This window comes from Streptomyces griseoflavus (assembly GCF_014649995.1).
In the GTDB taxonomy this organism is placed as follows: Bacteria; Actinomycetota; Actinomycetes; order Streptomycetales; family Streptomycetaceae; genus Streptomyces; species Streptomyces griseoflavus.
This window is the reverse complement of sequence record NZ_BMUC01000010.1, coordinates 43,639-59,959: the sequence shown is the minus strand read 5'-3', so window position 1 is coordinate 59,959 and position 16,321 is coordinate 43,639. Positions and strand designations below refer to the sequence as shown.

Annotated in this window: 13 protein-coding genes; 12 read left to right on the top strand and 1 reads right to left on the bottom strand. The window is 73.0% G+C overall.

The annotated features are described in order from the left end of the window. Nucleotides 1-180: 180 nt before the first annotated feature. The 6 genes from IE172_RS21265 to mnhG are packed head-to-tail and all read left to right on the top strand — an operon-like array spanning nt 181 to nt 6,220. Nucleotides 181-3,009 (top strand): Na+/H+ antiporter subunit A, encoded by a 2,829-nt coding sequence (locus IE172_RS21265; RefSeq protein ID WP_190098863.1) that lies wholly within the window; start codon nt 181-183, stop codon nt 3,007-3,009. Continuing rightward, nucleotides 3,006-3,431, top strand: coding sequence for a Na(+)/H(+) antiporter subunit C (locus IE172_RS21260; protein WP_190098862.1), 426 nt, complete (start codon nt 3,006-3,008; stop codon nt 3,429-3,431). The genes IE172_RS21265 and IE172_RS21260 overlap by 4 nt, the downstream gene beginning before the upstream one ends. After that, nucleotides 3,428-4,960, top strand: coding sequence for a Na+/H+ antiporter subunit D (locus IE172_RS21255; RefSeq protein WP_190098861.1), 1,533 nt, complete (start codon nt 3,428-3,430; stop codon nt 4,958-4,960). The genes IE172_RS21260 and IE172_RS21255 overlap by 4 nt, the downstream gene beginning before the upstream one ends. Further along, nucleotides 4,957-5,568, top strand: coding sequence for a Na+/H+ antiporter subunit E (locus tag IE172_RS21250; protein ID WP_190098860.1), 612 nt, complete (start codon nt 4,957-4,959; stop codon nt 5,566-5,568). The genes IE172_RS21255 and IE172_RS21250 overlap by 4 nt, the downstream gene beginning before the upstream one ends. Further along, entirely contained in the window at nt 5,565-5,831 is a 267-nt protein-coding gene (locus IE172_RS21245; protein ID WP_190098859.1) for an MrpF/PhaF family protein, read from the top strand. Before IE172_RS21250 ends, IE172_RS21245 begins: the two co-directional genes overlap by 4 nt. Beyond that, nucleotides 5,828-6,220 carry a monovalent cation/H(+) antiporter subunit G gene (mnhG, locus tag IE172_RS21240; RefSeq protein WP_190098858.1) on the top strand — a complete coding sequence of 131 codons (393 nt, stop codon included), beginning with the start codon at nt 5,828-5,830 and terminating at the stop codon, nt 6,218-6,220. Before IE172_RS21245 ends, mnhG begins: the two co-directional genes overlap by 4 nt. An 86-nt stretch (nt 6,221-6,306) precedes the next feature. Here mnhG and htpG read toward each other — a convergent pair whose 3' ends face one another. Continuing rightward, the gene (gene htpG / locus IE172_RS21235) at nt 6,307-8,205 is read right to left on the bottom strand and encodes a molecular chaperone HtpG (RefSeq protein ID WP_190098857.1); all 1,899 of its coding nucleotides are present in this window, start codon (nt 8,203-8,205) and stop codon (nt 6,307-6,309) included. Nucleotides 8,206-8,393: 188 nt separating this feature from the next. Between htpG and IE172_RS21230 the strand changes: the two genes are divergently transcribed. From IE172_RS21230 to IE172_RS21205, 6 genes are all read left to right on the top strand, one after another. After that, nucleotides 8,394-9,200, top strand: a complete 807-nt coding sequence (locus IE172_RS21230; RefSeq protein ID WP_190098856.1) for an alpha/beta fold hydrolase — start codon at nt 8,394-8,396, stop codon at nt 9,198-9,200. After that, nucleotides 9,197-10,474: a PP2C family protein-serine/threonine phosphatase gene (locus tag IE172_RS21225; protein WP_190098855.1), complete on the top strand. Its 1,278-nt coding sequence runs from the start codon at nt 9,197-9,199 to the stop codon at nt 10,472-10,474. Before IE172_RS21230 ends, IE172_RS21225 begins: the two co-directional genes overlap by 4 nt. Continuing rightward, the gene (locus IE172_RS21220; protein ID WP_190098854.1) at nt 10,471-10,791 is read left to right on the top strand and encodes an STAS domain-containing protein; all 321 of its coding nucleotides are present in this window, start codon (nt 10,471-10,473) and stop codon (nt 10,789-10,791) included. The genes IE172_RS21225 and IE172_RS21220 overlap by 4 nt, the downstream gene beginning before the upstream one ends. Before the next feature lie 187 nt (nt 10,792-10,978). Next, nucleotides 10,979-12,175 (top strand): carboxylate-amine ligase, encoded by a 1,197-nt coding sequence (locus IE172_RS21215; protein ID WP_190098853.1) that lies wholly within the window; start codon nt 10,979-10,981, stop codon nt 12,173-12,175. Nucleotides 12,176-12,359: 184 nt separating this feature from the next. Continuing rightward, nucleotides 12,360-14,144 (top strand): N-acetylglutaminylglutamine amidotransferase, encoded by a 1,785-nt coding sequence (locus tag IE172_RS21210; RefSeq protein ID WP_190098852.1) that lies wholly within the window; start codon nt 12,360-12,362, stop codon nt 14,142-14,144. Nucleotides 14,145-14,146: 2 nt separating this feature from the next. After that, nucleotides 14,147-16,252, top strand: a complete 2,106-nt coding sequence (locus IE172_RS21205) for a S9 family peptidase (protein ID WP_229886243.1) — start codon at nt 14,147-14,149, stop codon at nt 16,250-16,252. Nucleotides 16,253-16,321: the final 69 nt, after the last annotated feature.

Here is a 16,321-nt window from a genome sequence, read left to right as displayed (position 1 = left end):
CCCGCCGCCGACCGGGGCGCTGTCCGCGGCGGCGGCCGTCGCCGCGACGCGCACCCGTCTGCCGCACCCGTCAGGATTGAATGCCACGTCATCGGGCACTCAGGGCCGGCGACCGGGGTACACCCCCCACGACCGAACGGGCCGCTGCCGACGGCCGGGTTCCACGAAGGAGTTGGTGCGGTGCTGTTCCTGCTGGCCGCCTACGCGGGAGTCGCGGCGGCGATCCCCTGGTGGCAGCGGCGGCTCGGCCGTGCCGTGTGGACCGTGGCGGCCCTGGTGCCGCTGGCGACGGTGGTCTGGGCGAGTACGCGGGCGGCGGGGGTCCTGGACGGCGGGGACTACCGGGAGTCCCTGTCCTGGGCACCGTCACTCGGACTGACGATCGACCTGAGGCTGGACGCGCTGTCCCTGCTGATGCTGTGGATCGTCGCCGGTGTAGGTGCCCTGGTGCTGCTGTACTGCCGCTACTACGTCGAACGGGACACGGGCCGCCAGGCCGCCCGGCTGCTGGCCTTCGCCGGGACGATGACGGGACTCGTGCTGGCCGACAACCTCCTCGTCCTGTACGTCTTCTGGGAACTGACGACGGTCGCGTCCTTCCTGCTCATCGAGGGCCGCGGCGAGCGCCAGGAGGAACGCCGCGCCGCCCGGCAGGCGCTGCTGGTGACCACGGCAGGCGGCCTGGTCATGCTGCTCGGCTTCATCATGCTCGGGCAGACCGCGGGCACCTACCGCGTCTCGGAGATCCTGGCCGACCCGCCGCGCGGCGGCACGGTGTCCGCCGCGGTGGTGCTCGTCCTGATCGGCGCGTTCGCCAAGTCCGGGCAGATGCCGCTGCACGGCTGGCTGCCCGCGGCGATGGTGGCCCCCACACCGGTGAGCGCCTACCTGCACGCGGCCGCGATGGTCAAGGCCGGGGTCTACCTGGTGGCCCGGCTGGCGCCCGCCCTCGCCGAGGTGCCCCCGTGGCGGCCGATGGTGTTCGCCGTGGGCCTGACGACGATGGTGCTGGCCGCGTGGCGCGCCCTGCGCGCGACCGACCTGAAGCTGCTGCTGGCCTACGGCACGATCAGTGAACTCGGCCTGCTGACCGCCCTGCTGGGAGCCGGCACGCGGACCGCCGCGCTCGCCGGCACGGTGATGCTGCTCGCCCACGCGGCGTTCAAGGCGGCCCTGTTCCTGACGGTCGGGATCCTGGACCACCAGACGGGGACGCGGGACATCCGGGAACTGTCGGGGGCGAGACACCGCATGCCGGTCCTGTGCGCGGTCGCCGTCCTCGCCGCCGCCTCGATGGCCGGTCTCCCGCCGCTCCTTGGCTTCGTCGGCAAGGAAGCCACCCTGGAGGCGTTCTGGTACGGCACCGGCATCGGCCCGCACCAACTGCTCGGAGTGGCCGTGGTCATCGGCTCCGCCCTGACCGTGGCGTACGCCGCGCGCTTCGTGTCGGGCGCCTTCGGCGGGCGCCCCAACGCCGTGGTGGAAGAAGCGGAGCGCCCCGCGCCCGGATTCGTCGCACCGGTGGCCGTCCTGTCGGCCGCGGGCCTGGTGCTCGGCGTGGGCTACGCGGCCACCTCGGCCGTCGCGACCGCCTACGCGGACGTGTACCCGCCGGGACCGCACGGCCCGTACGAACTCGCCCTGTGGCACGGCTTCACACCCGTACTCGGCCTGTCCGCGCTGACCCTGCTCCTCGGCGGTCTCGTGCACACGGTGGGCCGCGACACGTGGACGGTGCCCCGACTGCCGGACGCGCAGCGCGTCTTCGACCACGCGACCGCGGGCCTCGACCGGCTCGCCACGGTCGTCACCCGGCACACCCAGGTCGGATCACTGCCGGTCTACCTGACCGTGCTGCTGGCCACCCTGGTGGCGGTGCCGGGCGTCGCGCTGGCGGCCGCGGCGCCCTCGCCGGGCTCCCCGCCGCTGTGGTGGTCCCCGGTCGAACCGTTCCTCGCGGTGGTGATCCTGGCGGCGGCGGCGGCCGTCGTCTCCGCCCGGCACCGGCTGACCGGAGTGCTCCTCGCCGGAGCCGTGGGCTACGGGGTGGCGGCGGTGTTCCTGGTGCGGGGCGCCCCCGACCTGGCCCTCACCCAGTTCCTCGTGGAGACCATGACGCTGGTCATGGTGGTGTTCGTGCTGCGCCGGATGCCGCCCCGGTTCGGCACGGGCCGCACCGGACGACGCGCGCGCCTGGCGCGGGCCGCGGTGGCCGGCGCCGTGGGCGTCCTCGTCACCTGCTTCGCCCTGGTCGCGTCCGCCGCCCGCACGGCTCCGGCGATCTCGGCCGACTACGCGCGGCGGGCCGCGGAGACCGGCGCCAAGAACATCGTCAACGCGATCATCGTCGACTTCCGCGCGCTGGACACCGTGGGGGAGATCTCGGTGCTCCTGGTGACGGCGATCGGTGTCATCAGCCTGGTACGGGTGCCCGGAGCCGAGCAGCGGATCCCGGGCGGCGGCTCGGGCGGCACGTTCCCGACCGCGCACTGGGACGAGCCCGTGCGGACCTGGCTGCCCGGCGCCGACGAACGCTCCGGCGGCGAACGATCGGTGCTGCTGGAGGTGGCCACCCGTCTGCTGTTCCCCTCGATCCTGCTGTTCTCGCTGTTCCTGCTGTTCTCCGGCCACTACCGTCCGGGCGGCGGCTTCTCCGGCGGCCTGGTGGCGGGCCTCGCCTTCGTGCTGCGGTACCTGGTGGGCGGACGGGCCGATCTCGGCGCGGCCGCACGGGTGCCGGCGGGCGTGGTCGCCGGCACGGGACTGCTGCTCGCGGCCGGCGTCGGCCTCGCGCCGCTCGCGTTCGGCGGCGTACCGCTGGAGAGCGCGCTGGTGACGGTCCGTCCGCCGGTGCTGGGCACGGTCGAGATCGCCACCAGCCTGTTCTTCGACGTCGGTGTCTACCTGCTCGTCGTCGGAGTCGTTCTCAAACTGCTGTCGGGGGTGGGCGTCGCGCTGGAACACGACGGCACCCCGGCGGACGAGGAAAGCGAGGGAAGCACCCGGTGAACTCGGTCGACGTGACGATGGCACTGGTGGTCGGCGGCCTGTTCACGGCAGGGTTCCACCTCATGCTCCAGCGGTCGCTGATGCGGATCGTCTTCGGCTTCATCCTCCTCGGCCACGGCACCAACCTGCTGTTGCTGGTCGTCGGGGGCAGCCCCGGACGGCCACCGGTGCTCGACGGGGAGGAGACCGCGCCGACGGCCGACCCCCTGCCGCAGGCCATGGCGCTCACCGCGATCGTGATCACCTTCGGGCTCACCGTCTTCCTCGTGGCCCTGGCCTACCGGTCCTGGCGCCTGTCCGGGCACGACGAGGTGCGCGACGACGTGGAGGACCGGCGGATCGGCACCGCCCGGGAACGCGCCCGGAACGAGCCCGGCCCTGAACACGATGCGCACGGCACGACGAACGGGGGGAACCGATGACGGGGGCACTGCCGGCCCTTCCCGTCCTGCTGCCGGTCCTGGGCGCCGGCCTGGTCCTGTTCCCCCTGCCCCACGCCGTGGTGCGGGCCCTCAGCACGGGTGTCCTGACCGTCGTCCTGGTCTGCGAGGCCGCGCTCCTGGTCCTGGCCGACAGCCGCGGACCACAGGTGCTGCACGTCGGCGGCTGGCCCGCGCCCCTCGGCGTCACCCTCGTGGCGGACCGGCTGTCGGCCCTGCTGCTCACCGTGTCGACGCTGGTCGCCCTGGCCGTGCTCGTCTTCGCCATCGGACAGGGCACGGCCGAGGAGCGGCCCCGCGCGGCGGTGGTCTTCCACCTCGCCTACCTGCTGCTCGTCACGGGCGTCAGCCTGGCGTTCCTCTCCGGCGACCTGTTCAACCTCTTCGTCGCCTTCGAGGTGATGCTCGCCGCGTCCTACGTCCTCATCACCCTGGACGCCGACGAGAGCCGCACCAGCGCGGGCATGACGTACACGATCGTCAGCCTGACGTCCTCCCTGCTGTTCCTCTCCCTGATCGCCCTGGTGTACGCGGCCACCGGCACCGTCACGCTGGCCCAGCTCGGCCCGCGGCTCGCCGAACTCCCCGACGGGCTGAACGGCGCGTTCGCCCTGCTGCTGCTGTCGGTCCTCGGGATCAAGACGGCCATCATCCCGATGCACTTCTGGCTGCCCGACAGCTACCCCACCGCGCCCTCGCCGATCACCGCCGTGTTCGCCGCACTGCTGACCAAGGTCGGCGTGTACGCGCTCCTGCGCACCCAGACACTGCTCTTCCCCCGCACCGACGTGTGGACCCTGCTGGCCTGCGCGGCGATCATCACCATGATCGTGGGAATCCTCGGCGCCATCGCCCAGGACGACCTCAACCGGCTGCTGTCCTTCACCCTCGTCAGCCACATCGGCTACATGCTGTTCGGGCTGGCCCTCTTCGACACCCGGGGCCTGACCGGTTCCATCCTGTACGTCGTCCACCACATCGTCGTCCAGGCGGCCCTCTTCCTCGCCGCCGGCCTCGTCGTGGGCCGTGCCGGGACCGCGGCCCTGCACCGCATGACGCGACGGCCGTACCCGGGTGTCCTGGTCGTCGCGCTGTTCGCGGTCCCGGCGATGAGCCTGTCGGGGATCCCGCCGTTCTCCGGCTTCATCGCCAAACTGGCCCTCCTCCAGGCCGGGGCCGCGCAGGGCGGCCCGGCGGCGTACGCCCTCGCCGCGTCGGCCCTCCTCACCAGCCTCCTGACGCTGTACGCGATGACCCGGGTGTGGACAGCGGCCCTCACCGCACGGGCGCCCGCCCACGGCGAGGAGCCACCGCCCGAGCCGGACACCCCCACGGCGCGCACGAGCGGGACGGGGCGGCTCATGCTCGCCGCGGCGGCCGGCATGACGGTGACCGGACTCGCGATCGCCGTGTGGGCGGGCCCGCTCGCCGACCTCGGCACCCGAGCGGCCGAGGACCTGCTGCACCCGCAGGCGTACCGCTCCGCCGTCCTGGGGGAGGGGAACCGGTGACCGGCCCGCCGACCCCGCCGCGACGCGCCCGCCGGGCGCTGCGCCATCTGCCGCTGGTCGTCTGGCTGTGGTTCCTGTGGATCCTGCTGTGGGGATCCACCGGATCCACGGGGCCGGTGGTCCTCGTCGGCGGCCTCCTCGTGGCCGTCGCCGTGGTCCTGTCCTTCCCCCTTCCTCCCCTCCAGCCGGGAGCGGTGCCCCGGCCGCTGCGGATCGCGCGACTGCTGGCCCACGTGTGCACGGAGATCGTCGGAGCCGGAGCGGCCGTCGCCTGGCAGGCCCTGCGCCACGGCAGGAGAACCTCCACCGCGATCATCGAGATCCCGCTGCGCGTCGACACCGACCTGCTGATCACCCTGGTGGCCGAGGTCGTCACCATCAGCCCGGGCACCGTGGTGACGGAGATCGACCGGCGCCGCGGGGTGCTGTACGTGCACGCCCTGCCGACACGCGACGAACAGGACGTCGCCCGCCGCCGCGACGAGGTACGGGCCGTGGAACGCCGGGTCGCGCGCGCGGTCGGCCACAGCCACCGTGCCGACGCCCAGGAGCCCGGTTCCGGTGAACGGGACGGGCGGGAGCAGCAGTTCCGGGAGGGAGAACGATGACCGTGCTCTACGGGATCACGCTGACCGTGCTGGCGGTGGCGGGCCTGCTGACCCTGCTGCGCCTGGTCCGCGGCCCGGCCGCGCTCGACCGCATCATGGCGCTCGACGTCCTCGTGACCATGGTCCTCGCCGGGACCGCGGTGGGCATGGTCGCGCGGAACGACACGACGTCCGCCCCCGTGCTCGTCGTCGTCGCCCTCCTCGCCTTCATCGGGTCGGTGACCGCGGCCCACCTGATCGAGAAGCGGAAGGGAATGCGATGACCGTCCTACGGGACGTGGTCACGGCGGTGCTCCTCCCGGCCGGGGCCGTCTTCTGCCTGCTGGGCGCGGTGGGACTGCACCGCTTCCCCGACACCGTGAGCAGGCTGCACGCCGCCGCCAAGGCCCAGACGCTGGGAGTGCTGCTCATCCTCGTGGGAGCGGCCGCGCAGATGTCCCTGCGGCACGCTCCGGTGCTGCTGCTCGTCGCCCTCTTCCAGCTGTTCACCGTCCCGATCACCAGCCAGATCATCGCCCGCACCGCCTACCGCACCCACGGACTCGACCGCGACCGGCTGCTGCGCGACGACCTGGCCGACCGCCTGGCCCGGGACGGCACCCCCGTGGAGGCGGAGGACGGCGCCGGACGGGACGACGACGCGGAGCGCTGACCGCCACCGCGCCCGGCATGCGCGGGCGGCCCGGCGGCGCGCCGGGCCCCGTCCGCGTCCGGACGCGGACGGGGCCCGCGGTCACCTCACAGGGTGCGCTCCAGCCGGTTGGCCATCTGCTGCACGAAGCGCGCCGGGTCCTTCGGCCGGCCGCCCTCCGCGAGCACGGCCAGCGAGTGGAGCAGTTCGGCGGTCTCCGTGAGCTCCGCGTGGTCCTCGCGCTCCCCGTACGCCTCGTTCAGGCTCTTCACCAGGGCGTGGTCCGGGTTGAGTTCGAGGATGCGCCGGGCGTGCGGCACCTCCTGGCCCATGGCCCGGTACATGCTCTCCAGCGCCGGTGACAGATCGTTCGCGTCGGCGACGAGACAGGCCGGGGACACCGTCAGCCGCGTCGAGAGGCGCACCTCCTTGACGTCCTCCGCCAGCCGCTCCCGCATCCAGCCGAGCAGGCCCGCGTACGCCTCGGCCTGCTTCTCCCGCTCGCCCTCACCGCGGTCGTCCTCCCGGGCCGCGAGGTCGATCTCGCCCTTGGCGACCGACCGCAGCCGCTTGCCCTCGAACTCGCCCACCGCGTCGGTCCACACCTCGTCGACCGGGTCGGTCAGCAGCAGCACCTCGACACCGCGCTCCCGGAACGCCTCCATGTGCGGGGAGCTCTCGACGCTCTCGCGGGACTCACCGGTGATGTAGTAGATGTCGTCCTGCCCGTCCGGCATCCGCTCCACGTACTGCTTCAGCGTGACCGTCTCCCCGTCCCCGCGGGTGGTCGCGAAGGACGCCACCGCGAGCAGCGCGTCACGGTTGTCGGGGTCGGTGACCAGCCCCTCCTTCAGCACCGCGCCGAACTCCCGCCAGAACGTGGCGTACCGCTCGGCGTCACCGGTCAGCATGCTCTTGACCGACGCCAGGACCTTCTTCGTCAGCCGGCGCTGCATCATCCGGATGTGCCGGTCCTGCTGGAGGATCTCGCGGGACACGTTCAGCGAGAGGTCCTGGGCGTCGACCACACCCTTGACGAAGCGCAGGTACGGCGGCAGCAGCGCCTCGCAGTCGTCCATGATGAAGACGCGCTTCACGTACAGCTGCAGCCCGTGCCGGAAGTTCTGGCTGAACAGGTCGTGCGGGGCGTGCGCCGGGACGAACAGCAGGGCCTGGTACTCGAAGGTGCCCTCGGCCTGCAGCTGGATGGTCTCCAGCGGTTCGCGCCAGTCGTGGCCGATGTGCTTGTACAGCTCGTGGTACTCCTCCTCCGACACCTCCTCCCGCGAGCGCGCCCACAGCGCCTTCATCGAGTTCAGCGTCTCGGGCTCCGCCGCCCCGCCGTCCCCGTCCTTCTCCCCGACCAGCCTCACCGGCCAGGTGATGAAGTCCGAGTAGCGCTTGACGATCTCCTTGACCTTCCACACCGAGGTGTAGTCGTGCAGCTGGTTGTCCGGGTCGGCCGGCTTGAGGTGCAGGACGACCGAGGTGCCCTGCGGCGCGTCGTCGACCCGTTCCAGCGTGTAGGTGCCCTCACCGCGGGACGACCAGCGGGTGCCCTGCGGCTCCCCGGCCCGGCGGGTGAGCAGGGTGACCTCGTCCGCGACCATGAAGCCCGAGTAGAAACCGACACCGAACTGGCCGATCAGGCCCTCCGCCCCGGCCGCGTCCTGCGCCTCCTTCAGCTCCCGCAGGAACTCGGCGGTGCCCGAGTTGGCGATGGTGCCGATGAGCTGCCCGACCTCGTCGTACGACATCCCGATGCCGTTGTCCCGCACGGTGAGCGTACGGGCGTCCCGGTCGATCTCCAGCTCGATGTGCAGGTCGGAGACGTCGGCGTCGAGCGTGTCGTCCCGCAGCGCGGCCAGACGCAGCTTGTCGAGCGCGTCGGAGGCGTTGGAGACGAGTTCCCGCAGGAAGACGTCCTTGTTCGAGTAGACCGAGTGGATCATCAGCTGGAGCAGCTGACGGGCCTCTACCTGGAACTCAAACGTTTCGGTCGGCATGGTTCGCGATTACCTCACTGGTCCATGAATCGCCGGATACTGGCGGGCCCACTGTAATCAACGCACCGTCACCTTCCGGCGGGCCGTCCCGGACCGGGCACCTTCACCGCCGGGTCCGGGAGCGGGCCGGGGCTTCCGGCCGGGACACCCACGAGGGGATCACCGGCGTGTCGTGCGAGCATGGTCGGATGAGCATCCACCGCAGGAACAACATCCGTGTGACCGGGAACGCCTCCGGCCGCACCGTGGTGCTGGTGCACGGATTCGGCTGCGACCAGAACATGTGGCGCCTCGTGGAGCCGGCCCTGGCCGAGGAGAACCGCGTCGTCCTCTTCGACTACGTGGGCGCCGGCGGCTCCGACCTGTCGGCCTGGCGGGAGGAGCGCTACTCGTCCCTGGACGGCTACGCCCGTGACGTGGTGGAGGTCTGCGAGGAACTCGATCTGCGGGACGCCGTCGTGGTCGGGCACTCCGTGAGCGCGATGACCGGCGTGCTGGCCCGTGCCATGGCCCCGGACCGGATCGGCGCCCTGGTCATGGTGTGCCCCTCACCGTGCTACATCGACGAGGAGGGCTACCGCGGCGGCTTCACCGCGGAGGACATCGACGAACTCCTCGAATCGCTGGAGTCCAACTACCTCGGCTGGTCGGCGGCGATGGCTCCGGTGATCATGGGGAACCCGGACCGGCCCCGGCTGGGCGAGGAGCTCACCAACAGCTTCTGCGCCACCGACCCGGACATCGCCCGGGTCTTCGCGCGCACCACCTTCCTGTCCGACAGCCGCAAGGACCTCGGGAACGTCACCGTCCCCACGCTCGTCCTGGACTGCGAGCAGGACGTCATCGCACCCCCGGAGGTGGGCCGCTACGTCCACGCCGCGATACCCGGCAGCGAGCTGGTCACCCTGCCCGCCACCGGCCACTGCCCCCAGCTCAGCGCCCCGGAGGCCACCGCCGCGGCGATCCGGTCCTTCGTCTCGGCCCTGGGACGATGAACCGGGCCGGGAGCGGGCCGGACGAGCCGGGCGCCGGCGTGCCCGGCACGCACGCCGCCTTCAGCGCGCTGCTGGAGGACTCGGCGGAAGAGCTCTACGAATCGGCTCCCTGCGGCTACCTGTCCACCCTGCTGGACGGCACCATCGCCAAGATCAACGCCACCCTGCTGGGCTGGCTCGGACTCTCCCGCGCCGACGTGGTGGGCCGGATGCGCTTCAGCGACCTGCTCACCGTCGGCGGCAAGCTCTACCACGAGACGCACTTCGCCCCCCTGCTGCGCATCCAGGGACACCTGGGCGGCATCGCACTGGAGCTGAAGACCGCGACGGGCTCCCGGCTGCCGGTCCTGCTCACCTCGACCCTCAAGAAGAGCCACGACGGCGAGCCGCTGCTGATCCGGACCACCGTCTTCGACGCCACGGACCGGCGCGCCTACGAGCAGGAACTGCTGCGGGCCCGCCGCGCGGCCGAAGAGGCCCACCGGCAGGCGGAGGCCGACCGCGAGCGGCTGCGCGAGACGCTGCAGGTGCTGCAGCGCAGCCTGCTGCCCGAGACCCTGCCCGACATACCCGGCGTGCGGGCCGCCTGCCACTACCACACGGCCTCCACCATGCAGCTGGGCGGCGACTTCTACGACCTCTTCGCGCTCGACGACACACGGACCGCCTTCTTCCTCGGCGACGTCTGCGGCAAGGGACCGCAGGCCGCCGCACTGACCTCCCTCACCCGCTACACCCTGCGCACCGCCCTGCTCCACGACGTCGACCCCGTCGCCGATCTCGCCGTGCTGAACACGGCGCTGCTCGACCGGTACACCGGCGACGACCCCCGCTACTGCACCGCCGTGGTCGGTGTCATGGACCGCGTGGGGGACACGCTGGAGGTCCGCCTGGCCTCCGGCGGCCACCCGCCCGCGCTGGTGCTGCGCGCGGACGGCCGGGTGGACACCCTCGCCACCGCGGGAGGCATGCTCGTCGGGGCCTTTCCCTCGGCGCGGTTCGCCCCCGCGCACACCACCCTGCAACCGGGTGACACGCTGCTGCTCTACACGGACGGCCTCACCGAGGCCCGTGTCGGCCCCCACCACGAGATGTACGGTGACGAGGCCCTGGAGTCCTTCGCCGCCGGGCTGGCTCCCACGGCTCCGCACGACCTGGTCGACGCCCTGAAGGACCTGCTCCGTGGTTTCGGCGACGGACTGGACGACGACACCGCCCTGCTCGCCATCGGCCTGCCCGCCCGCACCGACACCGGATCCAGAAGCGCGAGATGAAACCCCTGACGATCAGAGAGTCACCGACGTCCGCCGGCCTCGACCTGGAGGTCGCCGGCGACCTCGACTACACCAGCGCGCCGCGGCTGCGCCAGGCCGCGCACGCCGTGGTCCTGTCCACCGGACGGCGCCTGACCGTGGACCTCGGCAGGCTGGAGTTCTGCGACTCCAGCGGTATCACCGCACTGATCGCCGTACGCAACCACGCCGTCTCGGCCGGGGCCGAGGTCGTCCTGGTGGCCGTCCCCGCCAACCTCCGGCGTCTGCTGAGCCTCACCGGACTTGACCAGGTGTTCGACATGCGCGAGCGCCCGTAGGCAGGCCCCGGACGGCCCTCGCGTCCCGACCGCCGCGCGCGGCCCTCGGCCCGCTCATCCGAGCGGGGGAAGGCCGTCGTCCGATTGCGCCCACCGCTATCGGGGCACCCGGAACCTGCCGCATCCACCGCCGGTGACCTCGGGTCCCGGACGGGGACGGCTCGGACTACGGGCAAGGGGACCAGCAGTGACCGTGCACATCGGAGCAGAGGAAGAGTTCCACGTCGTGGACGTGGAGAGCGGCCGGCTCGTGCCGCGGGCCGACACACTGCTCGGACGGCTCGAAGGACCGGGATTCAGCCGTGAGCTGCAGCAGACGGCCGTGGAGAGCAACAGTCGCGTCCACGCCACACTGGACGGCCTCTTCACCGACCTGTCCGCCACCCGGCGCCGGCTGGACGCGGCCGCCTCCTCCTCCGGCCTGGCCGTCGTGGCCGCCGGCACCGTCCCGCTGGCCCACGTCACCTCCCACGACGTCACCGCGGACTCCCGGTTCCGGCGCATGGCCGACGACTACCGCCGGCTCGCCGACGAACAGCTGATCTGCAGCGCCCAGATACACGTCGACATACCCGACCGGGACACCGCGGTGCGAGCCATGTGCCTGGTCTCGCCCTGGCTGCCGCCGCTGCTCGCCCTGTCGGCCAGCTCACCGTTCTGGCTCGGGTCCGACACCGGCTACGCCAGCTGGCGCACCATGCTGTGGCAGCGGTGGCCGACCGCCGGACCCGCCGGCTGCTACCGGGACGCCGCCGAGTACGACGCCGCCATGGAGGAACTGATCGGCGCGGGCGTCATCAGCGACACCGGAATGCTCTACCAGGACGTACGGCCGTCGGCCCACCAGCCCACGCTGGAGCTGCGCGTCTGCGACGCCTGCCCGCGCACCGAGACCGTCGCGCTGGTCGCCGGACTCTTCCGCGCCCTGGTCATCGACGCCCTGCACCGCCTGGAGCGCGGGGAGCACACCGGATGCGACGGCCACCACGAGTGGCTGCGCGCCGCCACCTGGCGCGCCGCGCGGTCGGGCCTCGAAGGCCCCCTGGTCGATCCGGCCACCCGGCGCGCGGCTCCCGCCCCCGCGGTGCTGCGCGGCATGCTGCGCCGGCTGCGCCCCGCGCTGGAGCGGTCCGGCGACCACGCCACCGTGAGCGCCCTCCTCGAGGAGGCCCTCGCGACCGGCAGCGCGGCGCAGCGGCTGCGCCGGACGGTGGAGCGTGAGGACCTGCTCGCCGGCGTCGACCTGCTGGTCGCCGAGACCCGCGGCGACCCCCTCACGTCCGGCACCGTCGGCCACCGCCGTCCCCGCCCGGCCGGACGGCGCGGCACGGGCCGGAGCCCGGCCCCCGTCCACCCGGCCCCCGTCCCGGGCGCCACCGGCTGATCCGGACGGGCCACCCGACCCCGGGTCCCCCATGCGCGACCGCAACCATCCCCGACGAAGGAGAGTGTCACAGCGCCATGTGCAGCAGCACGCACGCTTCCCCGCCCCGGGAACAGAACCAGGACCAGGACCAGGAGCACGACAAGGGCCTTGATCCGGCCCCGAGGGACAGGAGGAGCCACTGATGTGCGGCCTCAGCGGGGAGATACGGTTCGACGGCGGGCGGCCGGACATCGCGGCGGTGGAGCGCATGACCGACCGGCTCGCGGCCCGCGGACCCGACGGGCGCGGCCTGTGGTCCCAGGGACCGGCGGCCCTGGGGCACCGCCGGCTGCGGATCATCGACCTGTCGGAGAGCGGCGCCCAGCCCATGACCGACCCCGGGGCCCGCCTCGCCGGCGTCTTCAACGGCTGTGTCTACAACTACCGCGAGCTGCGCGACGAACTGCACGCCCTCGGCCACCGCTTCTTCTCGCACTCCGACACCGAGGTGGTGCTCAAGGCGTACCAGCAGTGGGGCACGGCCTGCGTCGAGCGCTTCCACGGCATGTTCGCGTTCGCGATCGTCGAGCAGGACACCGGCCGCGTGGTCCTGGCCCGCGACCGGCTCGGCATCAAGCCGCTCTACCTCTCCGCCACACCCGAACGCCTCAGGTTCGCCTCCTCCCTGCCCGCGCTGCTCGCGGCCGGCGGCGTCGACACCTCGCTGGACCCCGTGGCACTGCACCAGTACTTCTCCTGGCACGCCACCGTCGCCGCGCCCCGCACCGTCCTGAGCGGCGTGCGCAAGCTGCCCCCGGCCACGGTGCGGGTCGTCCAGCCCGACGGCAGCCACCACGACCGCCTCTACTGGAACCCCGTCCACACCCGCCGGCCCGAGTTCGCCGGCCTCGGCGCCGACGACTGGACCGACGCCGTCCTCGACGCCCTGCGCACCGCCGTACGCCGCCGGATGGTCGCCGACGTCCCGGTCGGCGTGCTGCTCTCCGGCGGCCTGGACTCCAGCCTGATCGTGGCCCTGCTGGCCGAGGAGGGCCAGGACGACCTCGCGACCTTCAGCGTCGGATTCGAGTCGGAGGGCGACGAGGAGGGCGACGAGTTCCACTACTCCGACCTCGTGGCCCGGCACTTCGACACCCGCCACCACCAGCTGATGGTCCCCTCCGACCGGGTCGCCGGCGCCCTCGACGGGGCGGTCCGCGCCATGAGCGAGCCGATGATGAGCCACGACGTGGTGGCCTTCCACCTGCTGTCGGAACAGGTGGCCAAGGAGGTCAAGGTCGTGCAGAGCGGCCAGGGCGCCGACGAGGTGTTCGCCGGGTACGACTGGTACCCGGCGATGGCCGGCGCGTCGCGTGCCGGCGCCGCCGAGGCGTACATCGACACCTACTTCGACCGTTCGCACGACGACCTCGCGGCCATGCTCCAGCCGGACCTGCTGCCCGCCCGGGACACCTCCGCCGACTTCGTCCGCGCGCACATGGCGGCCGAGGGCGCCGAAACGGCGCTCGACGCCGATCTCCGCCTCGACACCCTCGTCATGATGGTCGACGACCCGGTCAAGCGGGTCGACAACATGACGATGGACTGGGGCCTGGAGGCCCGGGTGCCGTTCCTCGACCACGAACTCGTCGAACTGGCCGCCGCCTGCCCGCCCGAGCTGAAACTCGCGGACGGGGGCAAGGGCGTCCTGAAGGCCGCCGGCCGCCGGGTCCTGCCGCGCCAGGTCGTCGACCGGCCCAAGGGCTACTTCCCCGTCCCGGCGATCAAGCACATGGCCGGCCCCGTCCTCCAGCGCGTCCGCGAGACGCTGACCGCCCCCGAGGCCAGGGCCCGGGGCCTCTTCCGTGAGGAGTTCGTCGACGAACTCCTCGCCGCGCCCAACGAGCACCGCACCAGGCGAGGAGCGAACACCCTGTGGCAGACCGCGCTGCTGGAGACCTGGCTGCAGGCGCACGGGATCCGCTGACGGTGAGGGACACCCGCACCGACGCCACCACGCGGGCGCTGCCCGCACCGGAACCCGCCCCGCTCGCCGACACCGCCACGCCGTACGACGTCCCGCCCCCGGCCGTCCACGGCTGCTGGTACCCCTCGGTCGATCCCGAAGGGCGACACGTCGCCTTCATCTGCGACCGGGCCGGGGTGCCGCAGCTGTGGACCGCCCCGGTGGCCGGCGAGGAGGTGCGCCGGCTCGACGCCGAGCCCGATCCGGTCACGGAGGTGTCCTGGTCCCCGGACGGGCGCTGGATCGCCTACACCGTCGCGCCGGACGGCGGGGAGCTCACCAGCGTCCTGTGCGTGCGCCCCGACGGCACCGGCCGGCACCTGCTGGCCGGCGGTGAACCGGGCACCTCCGCGCGCCTGGGCTGCTGGCAGCACGACGGTTCGGCGGTCGCGGTGACCGTCACCGACTCCTCCCCGCCCGGGCAGCCCGTCACCCCCCGCCCCGGGGCGGACGGCGCCTCCCGGCCCGCCCGCGCCGGGTGGGACCCCCGGGCGGTGCTGCTGGAGCCCGGCGCGGTGAGGCCGCGCCGCGGAGCGGTCACGGACGGCGACCGGGCGCTGTCCGCCGGGGACCCGGAAGCCAGGGCCCTGTCCGCCTATCTCGTCGACCCCGAGGGCATGGCGGCGCCCGTGCTGCTGGCGAGCGAACGCGGCGCGGCCAACCAGCGCGTCTGCGACCTCAGCCGGGACGGCAGGCTGGCCCTGGTGTACCGGGGCCCCCGCGGACGCCGCGAGGCCCTCGTCGTCCGCACCGCCGACCGGGTGGTGACGTGTGCGCTGCCGGTGGCCGACGGCGACCCCTGGATCGGCGGCTTCTCACCGGACGGCGGCACGGTGTGGCTGCGCAGCGACGGCGGCCGCGAACACGCCGCCCTCGTCGCCGCGCGCCTCGATCCGCTGGGACACCTCCTCGGCACCACGGTGGTCGCCGAGCGGCCCGACTGCGGCCTGGAACTGCTCGCCCTGGGCCGGGACGGACGGCGGGCGGTCCTGGCGTGGAACGTGCGCGGGGTCAGCGAGCTGGAGGTGGCCGAGCTGACCACGTCCCGGTCGCCCGACCTGTCGGCCCGCCTCCCGTCGTCCCGCGCCCCTTCCGCCGGCGCCGCACGGACCGTCGACCTGCCCCACGAGGTGGTCACGCGCATCGCGCCCACCCCGGACCCCGACATCACCGTCGTCGCACTGTCCGGCTCCCGGCGGCACCCCGGTGTGTGGTGGCTGCCGCACGGGCTGCCCCTGCGCACCCCGTGGTCCTCCCGCGACGAGGACGCCCTCCCGGCCGGCCGCACCCCCGTACGGCCGATGCCCATGAGCCCCAGGGCCCGCGACGGACTCACCCTCGGCGGCTGGTACTACCGGGCGCCGGGCCGCTCGCCCGGCGAGCCCGCACCGTGTGTGCTGCACCTGCACGGCGGACCGGAGGAACAGGAACGTCCGGTGCTCGAACCGCTCTACCTCGAACTGCTCGGCCGGGGACTGGACGTGTTCGCGCCCGACGTGCGCGGTTCGTCCGGGCACGGCCGCTCCTTCGTCGACGCCGACCTGGGCGCGGGACGTTTCGACGCCATCAACGACGTCGCGGACTGCGCGGCACACGTGATGGTCCGCGGTCTGGCCGATCCGCGGCGGATGGCGGTGATGGGCCGTTCGTACGGCGGCTACCTGGTGATGGCGTCCCTGGTGTGGCACCCGGACCTGTTCCGCACCGGTGTGGCGGTCTGCGGCATGTCGGACTTCGCCACCTTCTTCGCCGGGACCGAACCCTGGATCGCGCAGTCCGCCGCCCACAAGTACGGGCATCCGGAACACGACCGGGAACTGCTGCGCTCGCTGTCGCCGATGAGCCGCGTCGACGCCCTGCGCGCCCCGGTTCTCGCCGTGCACGGCGAGCACGACAGCAACGTGCCGCCGGGCGAGTCCGAACAGTTCGTGCGGGCCGCGAGGGAACGCGGACTGGAGGCGGAACTCCTCCTGCTGCGCCACGAGGGCCACGACTTCCGGCGCGCCGACAACCGCCGCCGGTTCCGCCGCACCGCCGCCGACTGGATGGAACGGCACCTGGCCGACTGAGTTGTCCGAGGTACCTGTCACACTTCTGTGGCGTGCGGGGGAGCGATGCGGGTAGTCGCGCGGTGTGAT